The 14,720-nt window shown below is 62.3% G+C and carries 14 protein-coding genes; 6 read left to right on the forward strand and 8 right to left on the reverse strand.

Going from position 1 to position 14,720, the window contains the following annotated elements; all coding sequences use genetic code 11:
* Position 1: 1 nt before the first annotated feature.
* Together HX875_RS26515 and HX875_RS26520 are read right to left on the reverse strand one after the other, a co-directional pair.
* Complete coding sequence (locus tag HX875_RS26515; RefSeq protein WP_003210406.1) at positions 2-880, reverse strand: polysaccharide deacetylase family protein; 879 nt, start codon at positions 878-880, stop codon at positions 2-4.
* Between the two features lie 11 nt (positions 881-891).
* Entirely contained in the window at positions 892-2,235 is a 1,344-nt protein-coding gene (locus HX875_RS26520) for an amidase (RefSeq protein WP_177047168.1), read from the reverse strand.
* Between the two features lie 336 nt (positions 2,236-2,571).
* On the opposite strand from HX875_RS26520, the gene HX875_RS26525 reads away from it, so the two are divergent.
* The 6 genes from HX875_RS26525 to cmoB all read left to right on the forward strand — a co-directional run bounded on the left by HX875_RS26525 (position 2,572) and on the right by cmoB (position 9,060).
* Positions 2,572-3,561, forward strand: a complete 990-nt coding sequence (locus HX875_RS26525; RefSeq protein WP_177047273.1) for a GntR family transcriptional regulator — start codon at positions 2,572-2,574, stop codon at positions 3,559-3,561.
* A gap of 92 nt (positions 3,562-3,653) precedes the next feature.
* Positions 3,654-6,074: an endopeptidase La gene (gene lon / locus HX875_RS26530; RefSeq protein ID WP_010176923.1), complete on the forward strand. Its 2,421-nt coding sequence runs from the start codon at positions 3,654-3,656 to the stop codon at positions 6,072-6,074.
* Positions 6,075-6,276: 202 nt separating this feature from the next.
* Complete coding sequence (locus HX875_RS26535) at positions 6,277-6,669, forward strand: protease inhibitor I42 family protein (RefSeq protein WP_177047170.1); 393 nt, start codon at positions 6,277-6,279, stop codon at positions 6,667-6,669.
* A gap of 1 nt (position 6,670) precedes the next feature.
* The gene (locus tag HX875_RS26540) at positions 6,671-7,327 is read left to right on the forward strand and encodes a lysoplasmalogenase (protein WP_177047172.1); all 657 of its coding nucleotides are present in this window, start codon (positions 6,671-6,673) and stop codon (positions 7,325-7,327) included.
* Between the two features lie 36 nt (positions 7,328-7,363).
* Positions 7,364-8,107: a carboxy-S-adenosyl-L-methionine synthase CmoA gene (gene cmoA / locus HX875_RS26545; RefSeq protein WP_177047174.1), complete on the forward strand. Its 744-nt coding sequence runs from the start codon at positions 7,364-7,366 to the stop codon at positions 8,105-8,107.
* Complete coding sequence (cmoB, locus tag HX875_RS26550) at positions 8,104-9,060, forward strand: tRNA 5-methoxyuridine(34)/uridine 5-oxyacetic acid(34) synthase CmoB (RefSeq protein WP_177047176.1); 957 nt, start codon at positions 8,104-8,106, stop codon at positions 9,058-9,060. Before cmoA ends, cmoB begins: the two co-directional genes overlap by 4 nt.
* A 155-nt stretch (positions 9,061-9,215) precedes the next feature.
* On the opposite strand, the gene tadA is transcribed toward cmoB, so the two are convergent.
* From tadA to rnc, 6 genes are all read right to left on the reverse strand, one after another.
* The gene (gene tadA, locus HX875_RS26555) at positions 9,216-9,713 is read right to left on the reverse strand and encodes a tRNA adenosine(34) deaminase TadA (protein WP_177047178.1); all 498 of its coding nucleotides are present in this window, start codon (positions 9,711-9,713) and stop codon (positions 9,216-9,218) included.
* Positions 9,713-11,092, reverse strand: coding sequence for a multicopper oxidase family protein (locus HX875_RS26560; RefSeq protein WP_177047180.1), 1,380 nt, complete (start codon positions 11,090-11,092; stop codon positions 9,713-9,715). The genes tadA and HX875_RS26560 overlap by 1 nt, the downstream gene beginning before the upstream one ends.
* Positions 11,093-11,318: 226 nt before the next feature.
* On the reverse strand, positions 11,319-12,062 hold the full coding sequence (pdxJ, locus tag HX875_RS26565) for a pyridoxine 5'-phosphate synthase (RefSeq protein ID WP_177047182.1): 744 nt from the start codon (positions 12,060-12,062) through the stop codon (positions 11,319-11,321).
* Between the two features lie 52 nt (positions 12,063-12,114).
* Positions 12,115-12,804, reverse strand: coding sequence for a DNA repair protein RecO (gene recO / locus HX875_RS26570; RefSeq protein ID WP_093201548.1), 690 nt, complete (start codon positions 12,802-12,804; stop codon positions 12,115-12,117).
* A gap of 245 nt (positions 12,805-13,049) precedes the next feature.
* Entirely contained in the window at positions 13,050-13,952 is a 903-nt protein-coding gene (gene era / locus HX875_RS26575; protein WP_003210432.1) for a GTPase Era, read from the reverse strand.
* Positions 13,945-14,634 (reverse strand): ribonuclease III, encoded by a 690-nt coding sequence (rnc, locus tag HX875_RS26580; RefSeq protein ID WP_003210434.1) that lies wholly within the window; start codon positions 14,632-14,634, stop codon positions 13,945-13,947. The genes era and rnc overlap by 8 nt, the downstream gene beginning before the upstream one ends.
* Positions 14,635-14,720 lie beyond the last annotated feature (86 nt).

A 14,720-nucleotide genomic window follows, 5' to 3' on the forward strand; every position in this document is an offset into this window, starting at 1 on the left:
ATCAGGTACGCGGTTGGCGGCGGATAAAGTCATCGGCGATTTCGTCGAACGTGACGAAGCGCACGCCGGCATGGCTCTGGATATGTTCGATCAGCCGCTCAAGCATCAGCAGCACTTGCGGGCGGCCGGACACGTCGGGGTGGATGGTCATGGTGAACACTGCGTGTTCGTGCTCGCGGTAGACCCAGTCGAACTGGTCGCGCCACATTTCTTCCAGGTGACGCGGGTTGACGAAGCCGTGGCTGTTGGGGGCTTTCTTGATGAACATCATCGGCGGCAGGTCGTCGAGGTACCAGTTGGCCGGGATCTCCACCAGGTCGGTTTCTTCGCCGCGCACCAGGGGTTTCATCCAGGTGTCGGGGTGCTGGCTGTAGTCGATCTTGGTCCAGGTGTCGCCCTTGCGCACGTAGTACGGGTGGAAGTCGTTGTGCATCAGGCTGTGGTCGTACTTGATGCCTTTTTTCAGCAGCAGTTCGTTGGTGACCTTGCTGAATTCCCACCATGGCGCGACGTAGCCGGTGGGGCGTTTGCCGGTGACCTGGGTGATCAGTTCGATGGACTTGTCGAGGACGATTTCTTCCTGCTCGGCGGTCATCGCGATGGGGTTTTCGTGGCTGTAGCCGTGCACGCCGATTTCGTGGCCGGCGTCGGCCACGGCCTTCATCTGCTCGGGAAAGGTTTCCATCGAGTGCCCGGGAATAAACCAGGTGGTGCGCAGGCCGTAGCGTTCGAACAGTTTCAACAGGCGCGGCGCACCGATTTCACCGGCGAACAGGCCACGGGAAATGTCGTCCGGGGAGTCTTCGCCGCCATAGGAACCGAGCCAGCCGGCGACCGCGTCAACGTCGACGCCAAATGCACAGAGAATGTCTTTAGCCATGATGTGTCTCCTTAAAAAGTGAGGGCTGTTTCAACCGACAGGGCAGCCCGAAGCAGGCGCGCGTCTTCACCGCTGGGGGCGCTGAGCAGCAGGCCGGTAGGCAGGCCCAGGGCATCGCGGCCGCTGGGCAGGCTGACGCCAGGCATGTCCAGCAGGCTGCCGGGCATGGTCAGGCGCAGGGTGGCGAGGTTGGTGCTGACGAACAGTTGGTCGTCGGCTTCCAGTGGCGCCAGGGCCGGGGCCACGTGGGCCACGGTGGGGGTGATGAGGATCGCGCCGTCGAGCTCGTCCACAAGCTGCTGTTGCAGGCGGCGGCGGGCGTCGTACAGCGCCAGCAGTTGGCTGGCCGGCAGTGTGCGGGCGGCTTCAAGGCGACGGCGTACCCGGGGGTCGAGCTGCTCGGCGTCGGGGCTGTCGAGCAGGGATTCGTGGAGTGCGAACGCTTCGAAAGAGCCGAGCCAGCCCTGGTGCTGGATCAGGTCGAGGGTGGCCTGGAAGGTCTTTGAGGGGCGCACGTCAATCAGTGCGCCTGCGGCTTTTAATTGGTCGACACAACGCTGCAGGTTGTCGCGCACCGCGGGCTCGACCCGGGCGTCTTGCAGCACACTCTGTTCAACCCAAAAACGCTGGCCATGGAGGCTGCGGGCCTGGCGTGGCTGGCGCTGGTCGCGACCATTGAGCAGGTCATCGATGGCCAGTGCATCGCGCACGCTACGGGTCAGCGGGCCGAGGCTGTCGAGGGTATGGGCCAGCGGGAATACGCCGTCGCGGCTGTAGCGCCGGCAACTGCTGCGATAACCGACCACGCCATTCAACGCGGCGGGAATGCGGATGGAGCCGGCCGTGTCGGTGCCCATGGCGATGGGCACGATACCGGCAGCCACGGCGACCGCCGAGCCCGAGGATGAGCCGCCGGGAATCCGTGGCTGATCGATACTGCTCGGGTTGTGCGGCGTGCCGAAATGCGGGTTCAGGCCGAGGCCCGAATACGCCAGCTCGCTGAGGTTGGTCTTGCCCACGCTGACCATGCCGGCGCGGCACAACAGGCCAACACTCGGCGCATCCAGCAACGCCGCCGGCGCGTTGCCGCGATAGGCGGCACCCGCCGTGGTGATGCTGCCGGCCACGTCGAACAAATCTTTCCAGGCCAGGGGCACGCCATCGAACACACTCAAAGGCTGACCGGCACGCCAACGGGCAGCGGACGCTTCGGCCTCACGCCGGGCGCGCTCGGCGGTCAGGCAGATGAATACGCAGGGAACCATGCTCGCTTGAACAAGGGCCTGCTCAAGGGCCTGCACCGGGTCGCTGCGACCGCTGGCGAAATCCTCGGCCAGTGAAGTGGCGTCTGACATGGGAATGACCTTTTAAAAACGTACATATTAATAAAATGTACATTTTACAAAGGCAGCTTTCGTGCCAGTCTTGTGGGAAGAGTGTTTGGCGGATCCGGCACTTTGGATCAGACCCACGGGATAGATAGGTTTTTAACATCAAAAGAAATAGCCGTTGATGCTTGGCGTTCGTCCACAATGAAATAATGTATCTTTTATTAATAAGTACATTTTGGTGCAGAAAAGTAACATTCACTCCCTGAAGGCCCCAAAAAAGTGCCACCGACGTGGCGCAGAGTGACAGGCGCAACTATGAGAGAATCCCCGGCCACCGACCCGTTTGCTCCAGAGAACCCGATGAAAGCAGTGTCAGCCTCGGCTTCCCGTTACGCGATGATTCACCAGGTTTTGCGCGATGCCATTACCCACGGCACCGCCCGCCATGGCCTGGTGTTGCTGGAAGCGCCGCTGGCCGAGCTGTTCGGCACCAGTCGGGTACCGGTGCGCAAGGCCCTGAACCTGTTGCATGACGAAGGGCTGATTTGCCGCTTCGATGGCCGGGGTTACCTGATCAATCCCGATGGCCTGGACATGGAGCCGCTACGCCTGCCCCTGAGCCACGCGCACCTGGGCCTCAACGGTGAGGATGAACTGGTAGACACCCGGCCGCTGGGGGAGCGCATCGTCGAGGAGATCGGCGCAGCACTGTCTACCTGCATCGCCTTCGGCCATTACCGCCTCGATGAACAGGCCGCCGCCGAGCACTACAACGTCAGCCGCGCGGTGGTGCGTGAAGCGCTGATGCGCCTGCGAGACCGTGGCCTGGTGGAAAAGGAACCCTATTCCCAATGGCTGGCCGGGCCACTGACCGCCCGGGAAGTCACCGAAGACTACGAACTGCGCGCCTGCCTCGAGCCCGAAGCCCTGCGCCAGAGCGCGCCGAACCTCGATCGCGACCTGCTGCAAGCCATGCTGCAACGGGTGCTCGATGCACAGGACAGCGCCCATTGCAGCCTGGAAGAGATCGAGCAGATCGAGGAAGACCTGCACCAGCACTGCCTCGCGGGCCTGCAAAACCGCAAGATCGCCGCGCTGATCCGCCAGGGGCAGAGCCCGATGATCATCAGCCGGATTTTCTACCGGCTGCTGGGTATCGGCGCCGACCCGGCGATGCTGGCCGAGCACCGGCTGATCCTGGAGTTGCTGCTGCACGGCGCCTTCGACGCCGCCGCGCTGAACCTGCGCGAGCACCTGCAACGGGCCCGGCAGCGGATGTTGCAACGGTTGAAGGTGCTGTCGGTGCTGCCTGAGCAGCCTTTACCGGCCTACCTGCACAAACTCAGCTGAATTCATGCAATTTGTTGCTAACTACCCTCGCCCATTGAAACCACTGCCGACCCGCCCCATCTAACCTGCATACTTCCTTATGCAGGTGCCCCATGAGCGACCAGCAAGAATTCCCGGACATCGACCTCGACGACTACGCCGATCCGGAAAACGCTGAACACACTTCCGCCAACACAGGCTTGGCGCTGCCGGGGCAAAACCTGCCCGACAAGGTCTACATCATCCCGATCCACAATCGGCCGTTCTTCCCGGCGCAGGTGTTGCCGGTAATCGTCAATGAAGAGCCGTGGGCCGAAACCCTGGAACTGGTGAGCAAATCCGAGCACCACTCCCTTGCCCTGTTCTTCATGGAAACCCCGCCTGAAGACCCGCGCCATTTCGACACCTCCAGCCTGCCGCTGTACGGCACCCTGGTGAAGGTGCACCACGCCAGCCGTGAAAACGGCAAACTGCAATTCGTCGCCCAGGGCCTGACCCGCGTGCGGATCAAGACCTGGCTCAAGCACCACCGCCCACCGTACCTGGTGGAAGTCGAATACCCGCACCAGCCGACCCAGCCGACCGACGAGGTCAAGGCCTACGGCATGGCGCTGATCAATGCGATCAAGGAACTGCTGCCGCTCAACCCGCTGTACAGCGAAGAGCTGAAGAACTACCTCAACCGCTTCAGCCCCAACGACCCGTCGCCGCTGACCGACTTCGCCGCCGCCCTCACCTCGGCCACCGGCACCGAGCTGCAGCAAGTGCTCGACTGTGTACCCATGCTCAAGCGCATGGAAAAAGTCCTGCCGATGCTGCGCAAGGAAGTCGAAGTCGCGCGCCTGCAAAAAGAAATCTCCGCCGAAGTGAACCGCAAGATCGGCGAGCACCAGCGCGAGTTCTTCCTCAAGGAACAGCTCAAGGTCATCCAGCAAGAGCTGGGGCTGACCAAGGACGATCGCAGCGCCGACGTCGAACAGTTCGAACAACGCCTGGTGGACAAGGTACTGCCGACCCAGGCGCAGAAACGCATCACCGAAGAAATGAACAAGCTGTCGATCCTGGAAACCGGTTCGCCGGAGTACGCGGTCACCCGCAACTACCTGGACTGGGCCACCTCGGTGCCATGGGGCGTGTATGGCGAGGACAAACTCGACCTCAAGCACGCCCGCAAAGTGCTCGACAAACACCACGCCGGCCTGGACGACATCAAGAGCCGCATCCTCGAATTCCTCGCAGTGGGCGCCTATAAAGGCGAAGTCGCCGGCTCCATCGTGTTGCTGGTAGGCCCGCCGGGCGTGGGCAAGACCAGCGTGGGCAAGTCGATCGCCGAATCCCTCGGCCGGCCGTTCTACCGCTTCAGTGTCGGCGGCATGCGCGACGAGGCCGAGATCAAGGGCCATCGCCGCACCTACATCGGCGCCATGCCGGGCAAGCTGGTACAAGCGCTTAAAGATGTGGAAGTGATGAACCCGGTGATCATGCTCGACGAGATCGACAAGATGGGCCAGAGCTACCAGGGCGACCCGGCCTCGGCCCTGCTCGAAACCCTGGACCCGGAACAGAACGTCGAATTCCTCGACCACTACCTGGACCTGCGCCTGGACCTGTCCAAAGTGCTGTTCGTGTGCACCGCCAACACCCTGGATTCAATCCCCGGCCCGCTGCTGGACCGGATGGAAGTGATTCGCCTGTCGGGCTATATCACCGAAGAAAAAGTCGCGATTGCCAAGCGCCACCTGTGGCCCAAGCAGTTGGAAAAAGCCGGTGTGTCGAAAAACAGCCTGTCTATCAGCGACGGTGCCCTGCGCGCCCTGATCGATGGCTACGCCCGGGAAGCCGGTGTGCGCCAGCTGGAAAAACAGCTGGGCAAACTGGTGCGCAAGGCGGTGGTCAAGCTGCTGGATGAGCCGGACTCGGTGATCAAGATCGGCAACAAGGACCTGGAAGCTTCACTGGGCATGCCGGTGTTCCGTAACGAGCAGGTACTGTCGGGCACCGGTGTGATCACCGGCCTTGCCTGGACCAGCATGGGCGGCGCGACCTTGCCGATCGAGGCGACGCGCATTCACACGCTCAACCGTGGCTTCAAGCTCACCGGGCAATTGGGTGATGTGATGAAGGAATCGGCCGAGATTGCCTACAGCTACATCAGCTCGAATCTGAAATCGTTTGGCGGTGACCCGAAATTCTTCGACGAAGCCTTCGTGCACCTGCACGTGCCGGAAGGCGCCACACCCAAAGACGGCCCGAGCGCCGGGGTGACCATGGCCAGTGCATTGCTGTCGCTGGCGCGCAACCAGCCGCCGAAAAAAGGCGTGGCCATGACCGGTGAACTGACGTTGACCGGGCATGTGCTGCCGATTGGCGGGGTGCGCGAGAAAGTGATTGCGGCGCGGCGCCAGAAGATTCACGAGCTGATTTTGCCGGAGCCTAATCGCGGGAGTTTTGAGGAATTGCCGGAGTACCTGAAGGAAGGCATGACGGTGCACTTTGCCAAACGCTTTGCGGATGTGGCGAAGGTGTTGTTCTGATAATTATGTAGTGCCTGAGCTGGCGCCATAGCGGGCAAGCCCGGCTCCCACAGGGATCGGTGTTGTTAATGACAACGCGGTCAAATGTGGGAGCGGGCTTGCCCGCGATAGCGCCAGCCCTATCAACACAACTTCCTCGCTTGTCACACCTTGTCTCATCTTCGGTTATGCTCGCCCTTCGTCGCCAAACAACGGAGCCCCCATGACCGCTGCCCGCCTGCTTCTCCCCCTGAGCCTTTGCCTGCTCGCCGCCTGTGCCAGTGCGCCGAAGCAAAACGTCACCGTGGAAAAACAGAGCGCTTGCCCGCTGCAACTCAAGACCGGGCAAAACCTGATCCTGACCCTGCCCAGCAACCCCACCACCGGTTACCGCTGGGCCATCCAGGACTCGGCCGGCGGCGTGCTGCGCAGCCTGAGCCCCGAGGTCTACAGCAACACCGAAGACACCGGCGTGATCGGCAGTGGCGGTCAATCCACCTGGCGCTTCCAGGCCTTCAATGCGGGCCAGGGCCGTTTGCGCCTCACCTCACAACAGCCCTGGGAGCCGGAAGCTGAACCGGCCGAAACCTTCGACTGCGCCATTACGGTGAACTGATATGCCATGGATGATCCTTGCGTTGATGGGGGCGGTAACCTTTATCTACGGCCTGAGCACCCACGCCACCCTGCTCTGCCTGTTGGTAAAGCCGTTGCCGGTGCTGGCGCTGTTGGGCTGGCTGCATGATGCGCCGCCCACCGACTATCGACGCTGGATCAGCCTGGGGCTGATTTTTTCCCTGGTGGGCGATGTGCTGCTGGCCTGGCCCGGCGATTTGTTCATCTTCGGCCTGGGTGCGTTTTTATTCGCGCACCTGGCATACCTGAAAGCCTACTTGAGCGACTGCCGTCGCCCGGCGATCTTGCCGCTGGTATTGGCGCTGGTAGTGGGCGCGATCTTGCTGAGCATTCTGATTTCCCACGGCCTGGGCCCGTTGCTGGTGCCGGTGGTGGTTTACGCACTGGTGATCAGCGCGATGCTCTGGCGCGCGCTGGCGCGATTGGGCAGCGATGTGCCCAAGCGCTCGGCGTACCTGGCGGCGGCAGGTGCGGCGTCGTTCGTGTTTTCCGACACGCTGATCGGCATCAATCGGTTTGTGGTGGCGTTTGAGGCCGCGCCGTATTTACTGATCGTCAGCTATTGGCTGGGGCAGTGGGGCATTACCGCGTCGGCGTTCCATCAGACAACCCGCGCATCCGAGGAGCAAGTTGGCTAAAATGCCGGGCTTTCCCCCTTCGTCGCCGGAACAGCCGTGAGCAAAGAACCCGATCGCCTATTCGCCCAGCCCCTGCCCCAGGTGCCGGACTTCGCCTTCAACGAAGACGTGGTGCGGGTTTTCCCGGACATGATCAAGCGCTCGGTGCCCGGTTACCCGACCATCGTCGAAAACCTCGGCGTGCTCGCGGCGCAGTTTGCCCAACCCAATAGCGTGCTCTACGACCTCGGCTCGTCCCTCGGCGCCGTGACCCAGGCCCTGCGCCGTCACGTGCGCACCGACGGCTGCCGGGTAATCGCTGTGGATAACTCGGCGGCGATGGTCGAGCGTTGCCGCGAATACCTCAACGGCCAGGACTCGATGTTCCAGGAGTTGCTGCCGGTGGAAGTGATCGAGGGCGATATCCTCGCGCTGCAATTCCAGCCGGCTTCGGTGGTGGCGCTGAACTTCACCCTGCAATTTATCGCACCCGAACAGCGCCTGGCCTTACTCTCGCGCATTCGCCAGGCGCTGCTGCCGGGCGGCGCGTTGATCCTTTCGGAAAAGCTGCGCTTCAATGATTCGCAAGAACACGCACTGCTCACCGATTTGCACATCGCCTTCAAGCGCGCCAACGGCTACAGCGAACTGGAAATCGCCCAGAAACGCAGCGCCATCGAAAATGTCATGAAGCCCGACAGCCTCGAAGAACACCGCGAACGCCTGCTGGCGGCCGGGTTCTCGAAAGTCGTGCCGTGGTTCCAGTGTCTTAACTTTGCCTCGTTGATTGCCTTGCCATGATTGATCTGTCTCCCCTCGCCCGCCATCTGGTCGGCACTCCCCTGGCCGTTTGGGCCCAGGGCCTGCAAGCGCAACTCGATGCGAAGATGGAAAAGGGTCACGGCGACCTGGAGCGCTGGCAAAGCGCGCTGGATGCGCTGCCGAAGATCATGCCCAGTGAAATCGACCTGCTGAACGGCCTGGTGCTCGACACCGATTGCGACGACGACACCCGCGCGCAAATGCGCACCGCGCTGATGGGCCTGTGCCCGTGGCGCAAGGGCCCGTTCGACCTGTTCGGCGTGCACGTAGACACCGAATGGCGTTCGGACTGGAAATGGTCGCGGGTCGCGCCGCACCTGGACCTCAAGGGCAAGCGCATCCTCGATGTGGGCTGCGGCAACGGCTATTACATGTGGCGCATGCTCGGCGCCGGGGCCGACAGCGTGATTGGCGTCGACCCGAACTGGCTGTTCTTCTGCCAGTTCCAGGCGGTGCAGCGCTACCTGCCCGCGCCTAAGGCCTGGCACCTGCCATTCCCGTTTGAAGATTTGCCGCCGAATATGGAAGGCTTCGACACGGTGTTTTCCATGGGCGTGTTCTACCACCGCCGTTCGCCGATCGAGCATTTGCTGGCGCTGAAGGATTGCCTGGTCAAGGGCGGTGAACTGGTGCTGGAGACGTTGGTGGTTGAAGGCGATCAGCAGCAGGTGCTGGTGCCGGAAGATCGCTACGCGCAGATGCGTAACGTATGGTTCCTGCCGTCGGTGCCGGCGCTGATGCTGTGGCTGCGCCGTGCAGGCTTCAGCGATGTGCGCTGTGTGGATGTGAGCGTGACCACCATTGAGGAACAGCGCGGAACGGAGTGGATGAAGTACCAGTCCCTGAGCGATTTCCTGGACCCTGAGGATCACAGCAAGACTGTCGAAGGATTGCCGGCGCCGATGCGGGCCGTCATCGTCGCCAGGAAGTAACCCACAAATCTCCCTGGAAAAATGGAGATCAAATGTGGGAGCTGGCTTGCCTGCGATCCCATCACCTCGGTTCGGCTGATACACCGAGGTGCCTGCATCGCAGGCAAGCCAGCTCCCACATTGATCGGGTTACCACATTGAATCTTCAGGGTTGATTAGAGTGTTGGCTTGGCGCGGCGAGCCTTGAAGAACTCACTCAACACCGTCCCGCACTCCTCGGCCAACACCCCGCCTTCATACAGCACCCGATGATTGAGAAAAACCTGGGTAAAAAACTGCCCCTGGCTTTGCACGATCCCGGCCTTTGGCTCCAGCGCGCCGTACACCACCCGGGCAATCCGAGAATGCACGATCAGCCCGGCGCACATGCTGCACGGTTCCAGCGTTACATACAGCGTACTGCCCGGCAGCCGGTAATTGCTCACCGCCTGGGCGGCCGCGCGAATCGCGACCATCTCTGCATGCGCACTCGGATCGTTGCCGCTGATGGGGCAGTTGAAACCCCGCCCGATAATCTCGCCATCCTGCACCAGCACCGCGCCCACCGGCACTTCACCCAGCGCCGCGCCTTGGGCCGCCAGGGCCAGCGCTTCACGCATGAAGTCCTGGTCGCGGCTGCGGTCGATAATCGCCGTGGGGCGAAACTGGCGCATCACGCCACCTCGATGGCGGCCATCAGGCCGGTTTCCATGTGGTCGATCACATGGCAGTGGAACATCCAGACACCCGGGTTATCCGCCACCAGCGCCACGCGGGCACGTTCGTTCTTGCCCAGCAGGTAGGTGTCGGTGAAGTACGGAATCACCTTGTGGCGGTTCGAGGCGATGACCTTGAAACTCATGCCGTGCAGGTGGATCGGGTGTTGGTACTGGGTCATGTTCTTCAATTCGAAAATGTAGCTCTTGCCCTTTGCAAGCTTGGCAATCGGGCGGTCGGCGCAGGTCTTGTCGGTGATGTCCCAGGCCTGGCCGTTGATTTGCCACAGGCTCGGCGGCTTATTGTCCACGTTCACCGAGACCGATCCAACCCATTCGAAATTGAAGTTGAGTTTCTCGGCATTGGCCAGGTCCGGCTCGGCAATCGGGTTGGCGGGCAGCGCAGGTGGCCATTCGGTCGCCGTGTCGGTGCTGGCCACCGAGCGGAAGGTGCCCAGGCGCACCGGGCCGTTGCGGATCGACAATTCTTCACCGGCAGGCGGCGCCTTGATCGCCAGGCAAATGCGCATGCCCGGGCCCAGCCAGTATTCCTTGCCCAACGGGCGCGGCTCGATGGGGTTGCCGTCCAGGGCATAGATCTGCGCTTCAACGTCGGGGATGTTGATGCGGTAGGTCAGGGTGTTATCGAGGTTGAGCAGGCGCACCCGGGTGATCTGCCCGGCCGGCAAATCGATCACCGCCTGGGATACGCCGTTGATGGTCGACAGGCGTCCGGCAGTGCCGCCCCGGGCTGCTTCGCGGGGAATGCTGAAGGCGACAAAGGCGCCCTCTTCGTCCACGTGCCAGCTTTTCAGGCTCAGGGTGCGTTCGTGTTTGAAACCGGTGGGTTCGCGTTCTTCGATGATCAGCGGGCCCACCAGGCCACGGCCCAGCTCTTCGCTGCTGTTCACGTGGGGGTGATACCAGTAGCTGCCGGCATCGGGCACGCGGAATTTGTAGTCGAAGTATTCGCCCGGCAGTACCGGCAGTTGCGAGACGTATGGCACGCCGTCCATCTCCAGCGGCAGGCGAATGCCGTGCCAATGGATCGTGGTGGCCACCGGCAGGTGGTTGATAAACCGCACCCGCAGCCATTCACCCTGACGCACCCGCAATTCGGTGCCCGGCGCCGAGGGGCCGAAGGCCCAGGCTTGGGTCTTGTGCCCCGGCACCAATTCCACGTCCAGCGGTGCGGCGATCAACTGGTAATCGTGCCCCGCCTCGGCCTCGGCGACTTTACCCAGCCAATAGCGGTAGGCGCCACCGGCACCGACGCCCACCACCGCGAGACCGGCAAGACCACCCAGGATTTGTCGACGGGAAAACGATTGGGACACAACAACCTCACGTATCTGCAGCGGGTCCGAGCCCCGCAAAGGGCAGATACCATACACCGGCATCACCTAAACAGTAAGGGTTCGCATTGCCACATGTGGGAGCGGCCTTAGTGTGGGAGCTGGCTTGCCTGCGATGGCATCACCTCGGTGCAACTGAAATACCGAGGTGATGCCATCGCAGGCAAGCCCGGCTCCCACACAAGTCACACATTGGATCGTTGTTATTTCAGGCCTTGGCGGCGGCCAGAATCAAGGCCTTCATCTCGGCGACCGCACCTTTGAACCCGACGAACAGCGCATGAGCCACCAGCGCGTGGCCGATGTTCAGCTCGTTGATGCCCTTGATCGCGGCCACCGCTTCGACGTTGTGATAGTGCAGGCCGTGGCCGGCGTTGACGATCAGGCCTTCGGCCAGGCCGCAGTTGACGCCGTCGATGATGCGCTGCAATTCGTCGGCGACTTCGGTCGGCGTGGTCGCGTCGGCGTAACGGCCGGTGTGCAGTTCGATGGCCGGGGCACCGACACGGCGCGAGGCCTCGATCTGGCGCTCGTCGGCGTCGATGAACAGCGAGACTTCACTGCCGATCTTCGACAGACGCTCCACGGCCGCCTTGATCCGCGCTTCCTGGCCGGCCACATCGAGGCCGCCTTCGGTGGTCAGTTCCTGGCGGGTTTCCGGCACCAGGCAGATATGCGCCGGGCGGATGCGCTCGGCGAACGCCATCATCTCTTCGGTGACGCCCATTTCGAAGTTCATGCGGGTTTGCAGCACGTCCTTGAGCAGCAACACGTCGCGCTCCTGGATGTGGCGGCGGTCTTCGCGCAGGTGCACGGTGATGCCGTCGGCGCCCGCTTCTTCGGCGTCCAGCGCGGCCTTGACCGGGTCCGGGTAACGGGTGCCCCGGGCCTGGCGCAGGGTGGCTACGTGGTCGATGTTCACGCCGAGAAGAATGCGATTGCTGGTGGTCACGAAAAGCGCTCCTGAAGAGGGAAGGAATCGCTGCACAGCATACACGGGGATGTCAGGGCTTTCGAAACAACTCGCGGCTGACCAATGGCCGACCGCCCAAATGCACGGCCAGGGCCTGGCGCATCAGGCGCTTGGCAGCAGACAACGCGCCGGGGGCGGTCCAGTCGGCTTCGCTCATGGCCAGCAACTCTGTGCCCTGGAACAGGCCGGGTTGCAGCAGGTAGACGCGCTCCAGGCCCGCGTCGACTTGCAGGCGGTACATGCCGTCGGCGGCGATGGGGTCGCCGTGCAGGTCGTTGCTCAGTTCGAAGCCGTAGCCGAGGTCGTCCAGCAGGCGCCATTCGAACGCGCGCAGCAGCGGCTCCAAAGGGCGGCCTTCGGCGAGGGCGAGCAAGGTGGCGGCGTAGTGATCGAAGACGCCGGGGTGCGGGTCTTCGGCGGGGAGCAGGCGAATCAGCAATTCGTTGAGGTAGAGGCCGCTGAACAGCGCCTCACCGTTGAGCCAGTTGGAGGCGCCGGCAGCTTCCATGCGGCCGACGTTCTTCAACTCGCCGCGTCCGCGAAACTCCACTTCCAGGGCCACAAAGGGGCGGGCCAGGGTGCCGGCCTTGCCGCGTGCGCTGCGCAATACTGCGCGCAGGCGGCCTTGGGGCGTGAGGAAGTCCACCAGGGCGCTGGTCTCGCGGTAGGCGCGGCTGTGCAAGACGTAGGCGGGTTGGCCGGTGGGTGGGGTTTGAGACATGGGAGTAAGAGTCTCTAAAGAGAAGCCAATGTGACAAAGCGCATTTGTGGCGAGGGAGCTTGCTGTGGCGAGGGAGCTTGCTCCCGCTGGGCTGCGAAGCAGCCCTAAAACCGGGCACCGCGTTTTAGCTGAGGGGCCCGGGCGAATGGATTGGGGGCGCTTCGCGCCCCAGCGGGAGCAAGCTCCCTCGCCACAGCAAGCTCCCTCGCCACAACAAGCCCCTCATCCACAAATCCGGCCGGGGCTTACAGGTCGCCGTAACCCAACGAACGCAACGCACGCTCATCATCGGACCAACCACCCTTAACCTTCACCCACAGGTTAAGCATGATCTTGGAATCAAACAGCAATTCCATGTCCTTGCGCGCTTCGGTGCCGATGCGCTTGATGCGCTCGCCCTTGTCGCCAATGATGATTTTCTTCTGGCCGTCACGTTCAACGAGGATCAGCGCGTGGATGTGCAAGGTCTTGCCCTGCTGCTTGAACTCTTCGATTTCGACGGTGATCTGGTACGGCAGCTCGGCACCCATCTGGCGCATGATTTTCTCGCGTACCAGTTCGGCGGCGAGGAAACGGCTGCTGCGGTCGGTGATCTGGTCTTCCGGGAAGAAGTGCTCGTTCTCCGGCAGGTAGCCGGCGATCACACGCTCCAGGGCTTCGAGGTTGTGCCCGTGCTGGGCCGAGATCGGCATGATCTGGGCGTTCGGCAGTTGTTCCTGCAGCCAGCTCAGGTGCGGCATCAGCTCGGCCTTGTCTTCGATGCGGTCGGTCTTGTTCAACGCGACGATCAACGGGCCGGTGACGTACTGCACGCGCTCCAGAACCATCTGGTCTTCGTCGGTCCACTTGGTGCGGTCGACCACGAAGATCACCACGTCGACGTCTTTCAACGCCGCCGAAGCGGTTTTGTTCATGTAGCGGTTAAGGGCCTTTTCGCCGCCTTTGTGCATGCCCGGGGTGTCGACGTACACAGCCTGGACGGCGCCTTCGGTCTTGATGCCCAGCATGTTGTGGCGGGTGGTCTGAGGCTTGCGCGAGGTGATCGCCAGCTTCTGTCCCAGGATGTGGTTCAGCAACGTGGACTTGCCCACGTTGGGACGGCCGACGATGGCAACATAGCCACAGCGAGTTGCGGTTGAATCAGTCATGGCCATTCTCCACGCCCAGGGCAATCAGTGCTGCAGCGGCCGCTACCTGTTCGGCAATACGACGGCTCACACCCTGACCTCGGCTTTTTTCATTCAGTAAGGTGATTTCACATTCGACGAAGAACACTCGGCAATGCGGCTCACCCTGGATATCCACCACTTCGTAACGCGGCAGGTCGCAACCACGGGACTGCAGGAATTCCTGCAGGCGGGTCTTGGGATCTTTGTTGGTGTCTACCAGCGTCAGGCTTTCGATTTCGGTGGAAAGCCAGGCGACGACGCGCTCCTTGGCCGCTTCCATGCCCGCATCGAGGTAGATCGCGCCAATCAGCGCTTCAAGGGCGTCGGCCAGGATCGACTCGCGACGGAAACCGCCGCTCTTCAGCTCGCCGGAGCCCAGGCGCAGGTAATCACCCAGGTCGAAACCACGGGCCAGCACGGCCAAGGTCTCGCCTTTCACCAGGCGCGCACGCAAGCGCGACAACTGGCCTTCGCGGGCCAGCGGGAAGCGATTGAACAGGGCTTCACCGGCAACGAAATTGAGGATGGCATCACCGAGGAATTCCAGGCGCTCGTTGTTACGCCCGGCAAAACTGCGGTGTGTAAGGGCAAGGATCATCAATTCCTGATCCTTGAAGGTGTAGCCGAGCTGACGCTCGAGACGGCTTAGAGAAACGCTCACGGTTTACCCACATTCAGTTCGAGGCACCGGTGGCCTGCGACGATTAACGCTGTGTTCAAATTCAAATCCTGGTGGTTGCTGCATGG

The organism is Pseudomonas yamanorum (assembly GCF_013386765.1).
Lineage (GTDB): Bacteria > Pseudomonadota > Gammaproteobacteria > Pseudomonadales > Pseudomonadaceae > Aquipseudomonas > Aquipseudomonas yamanorum_A.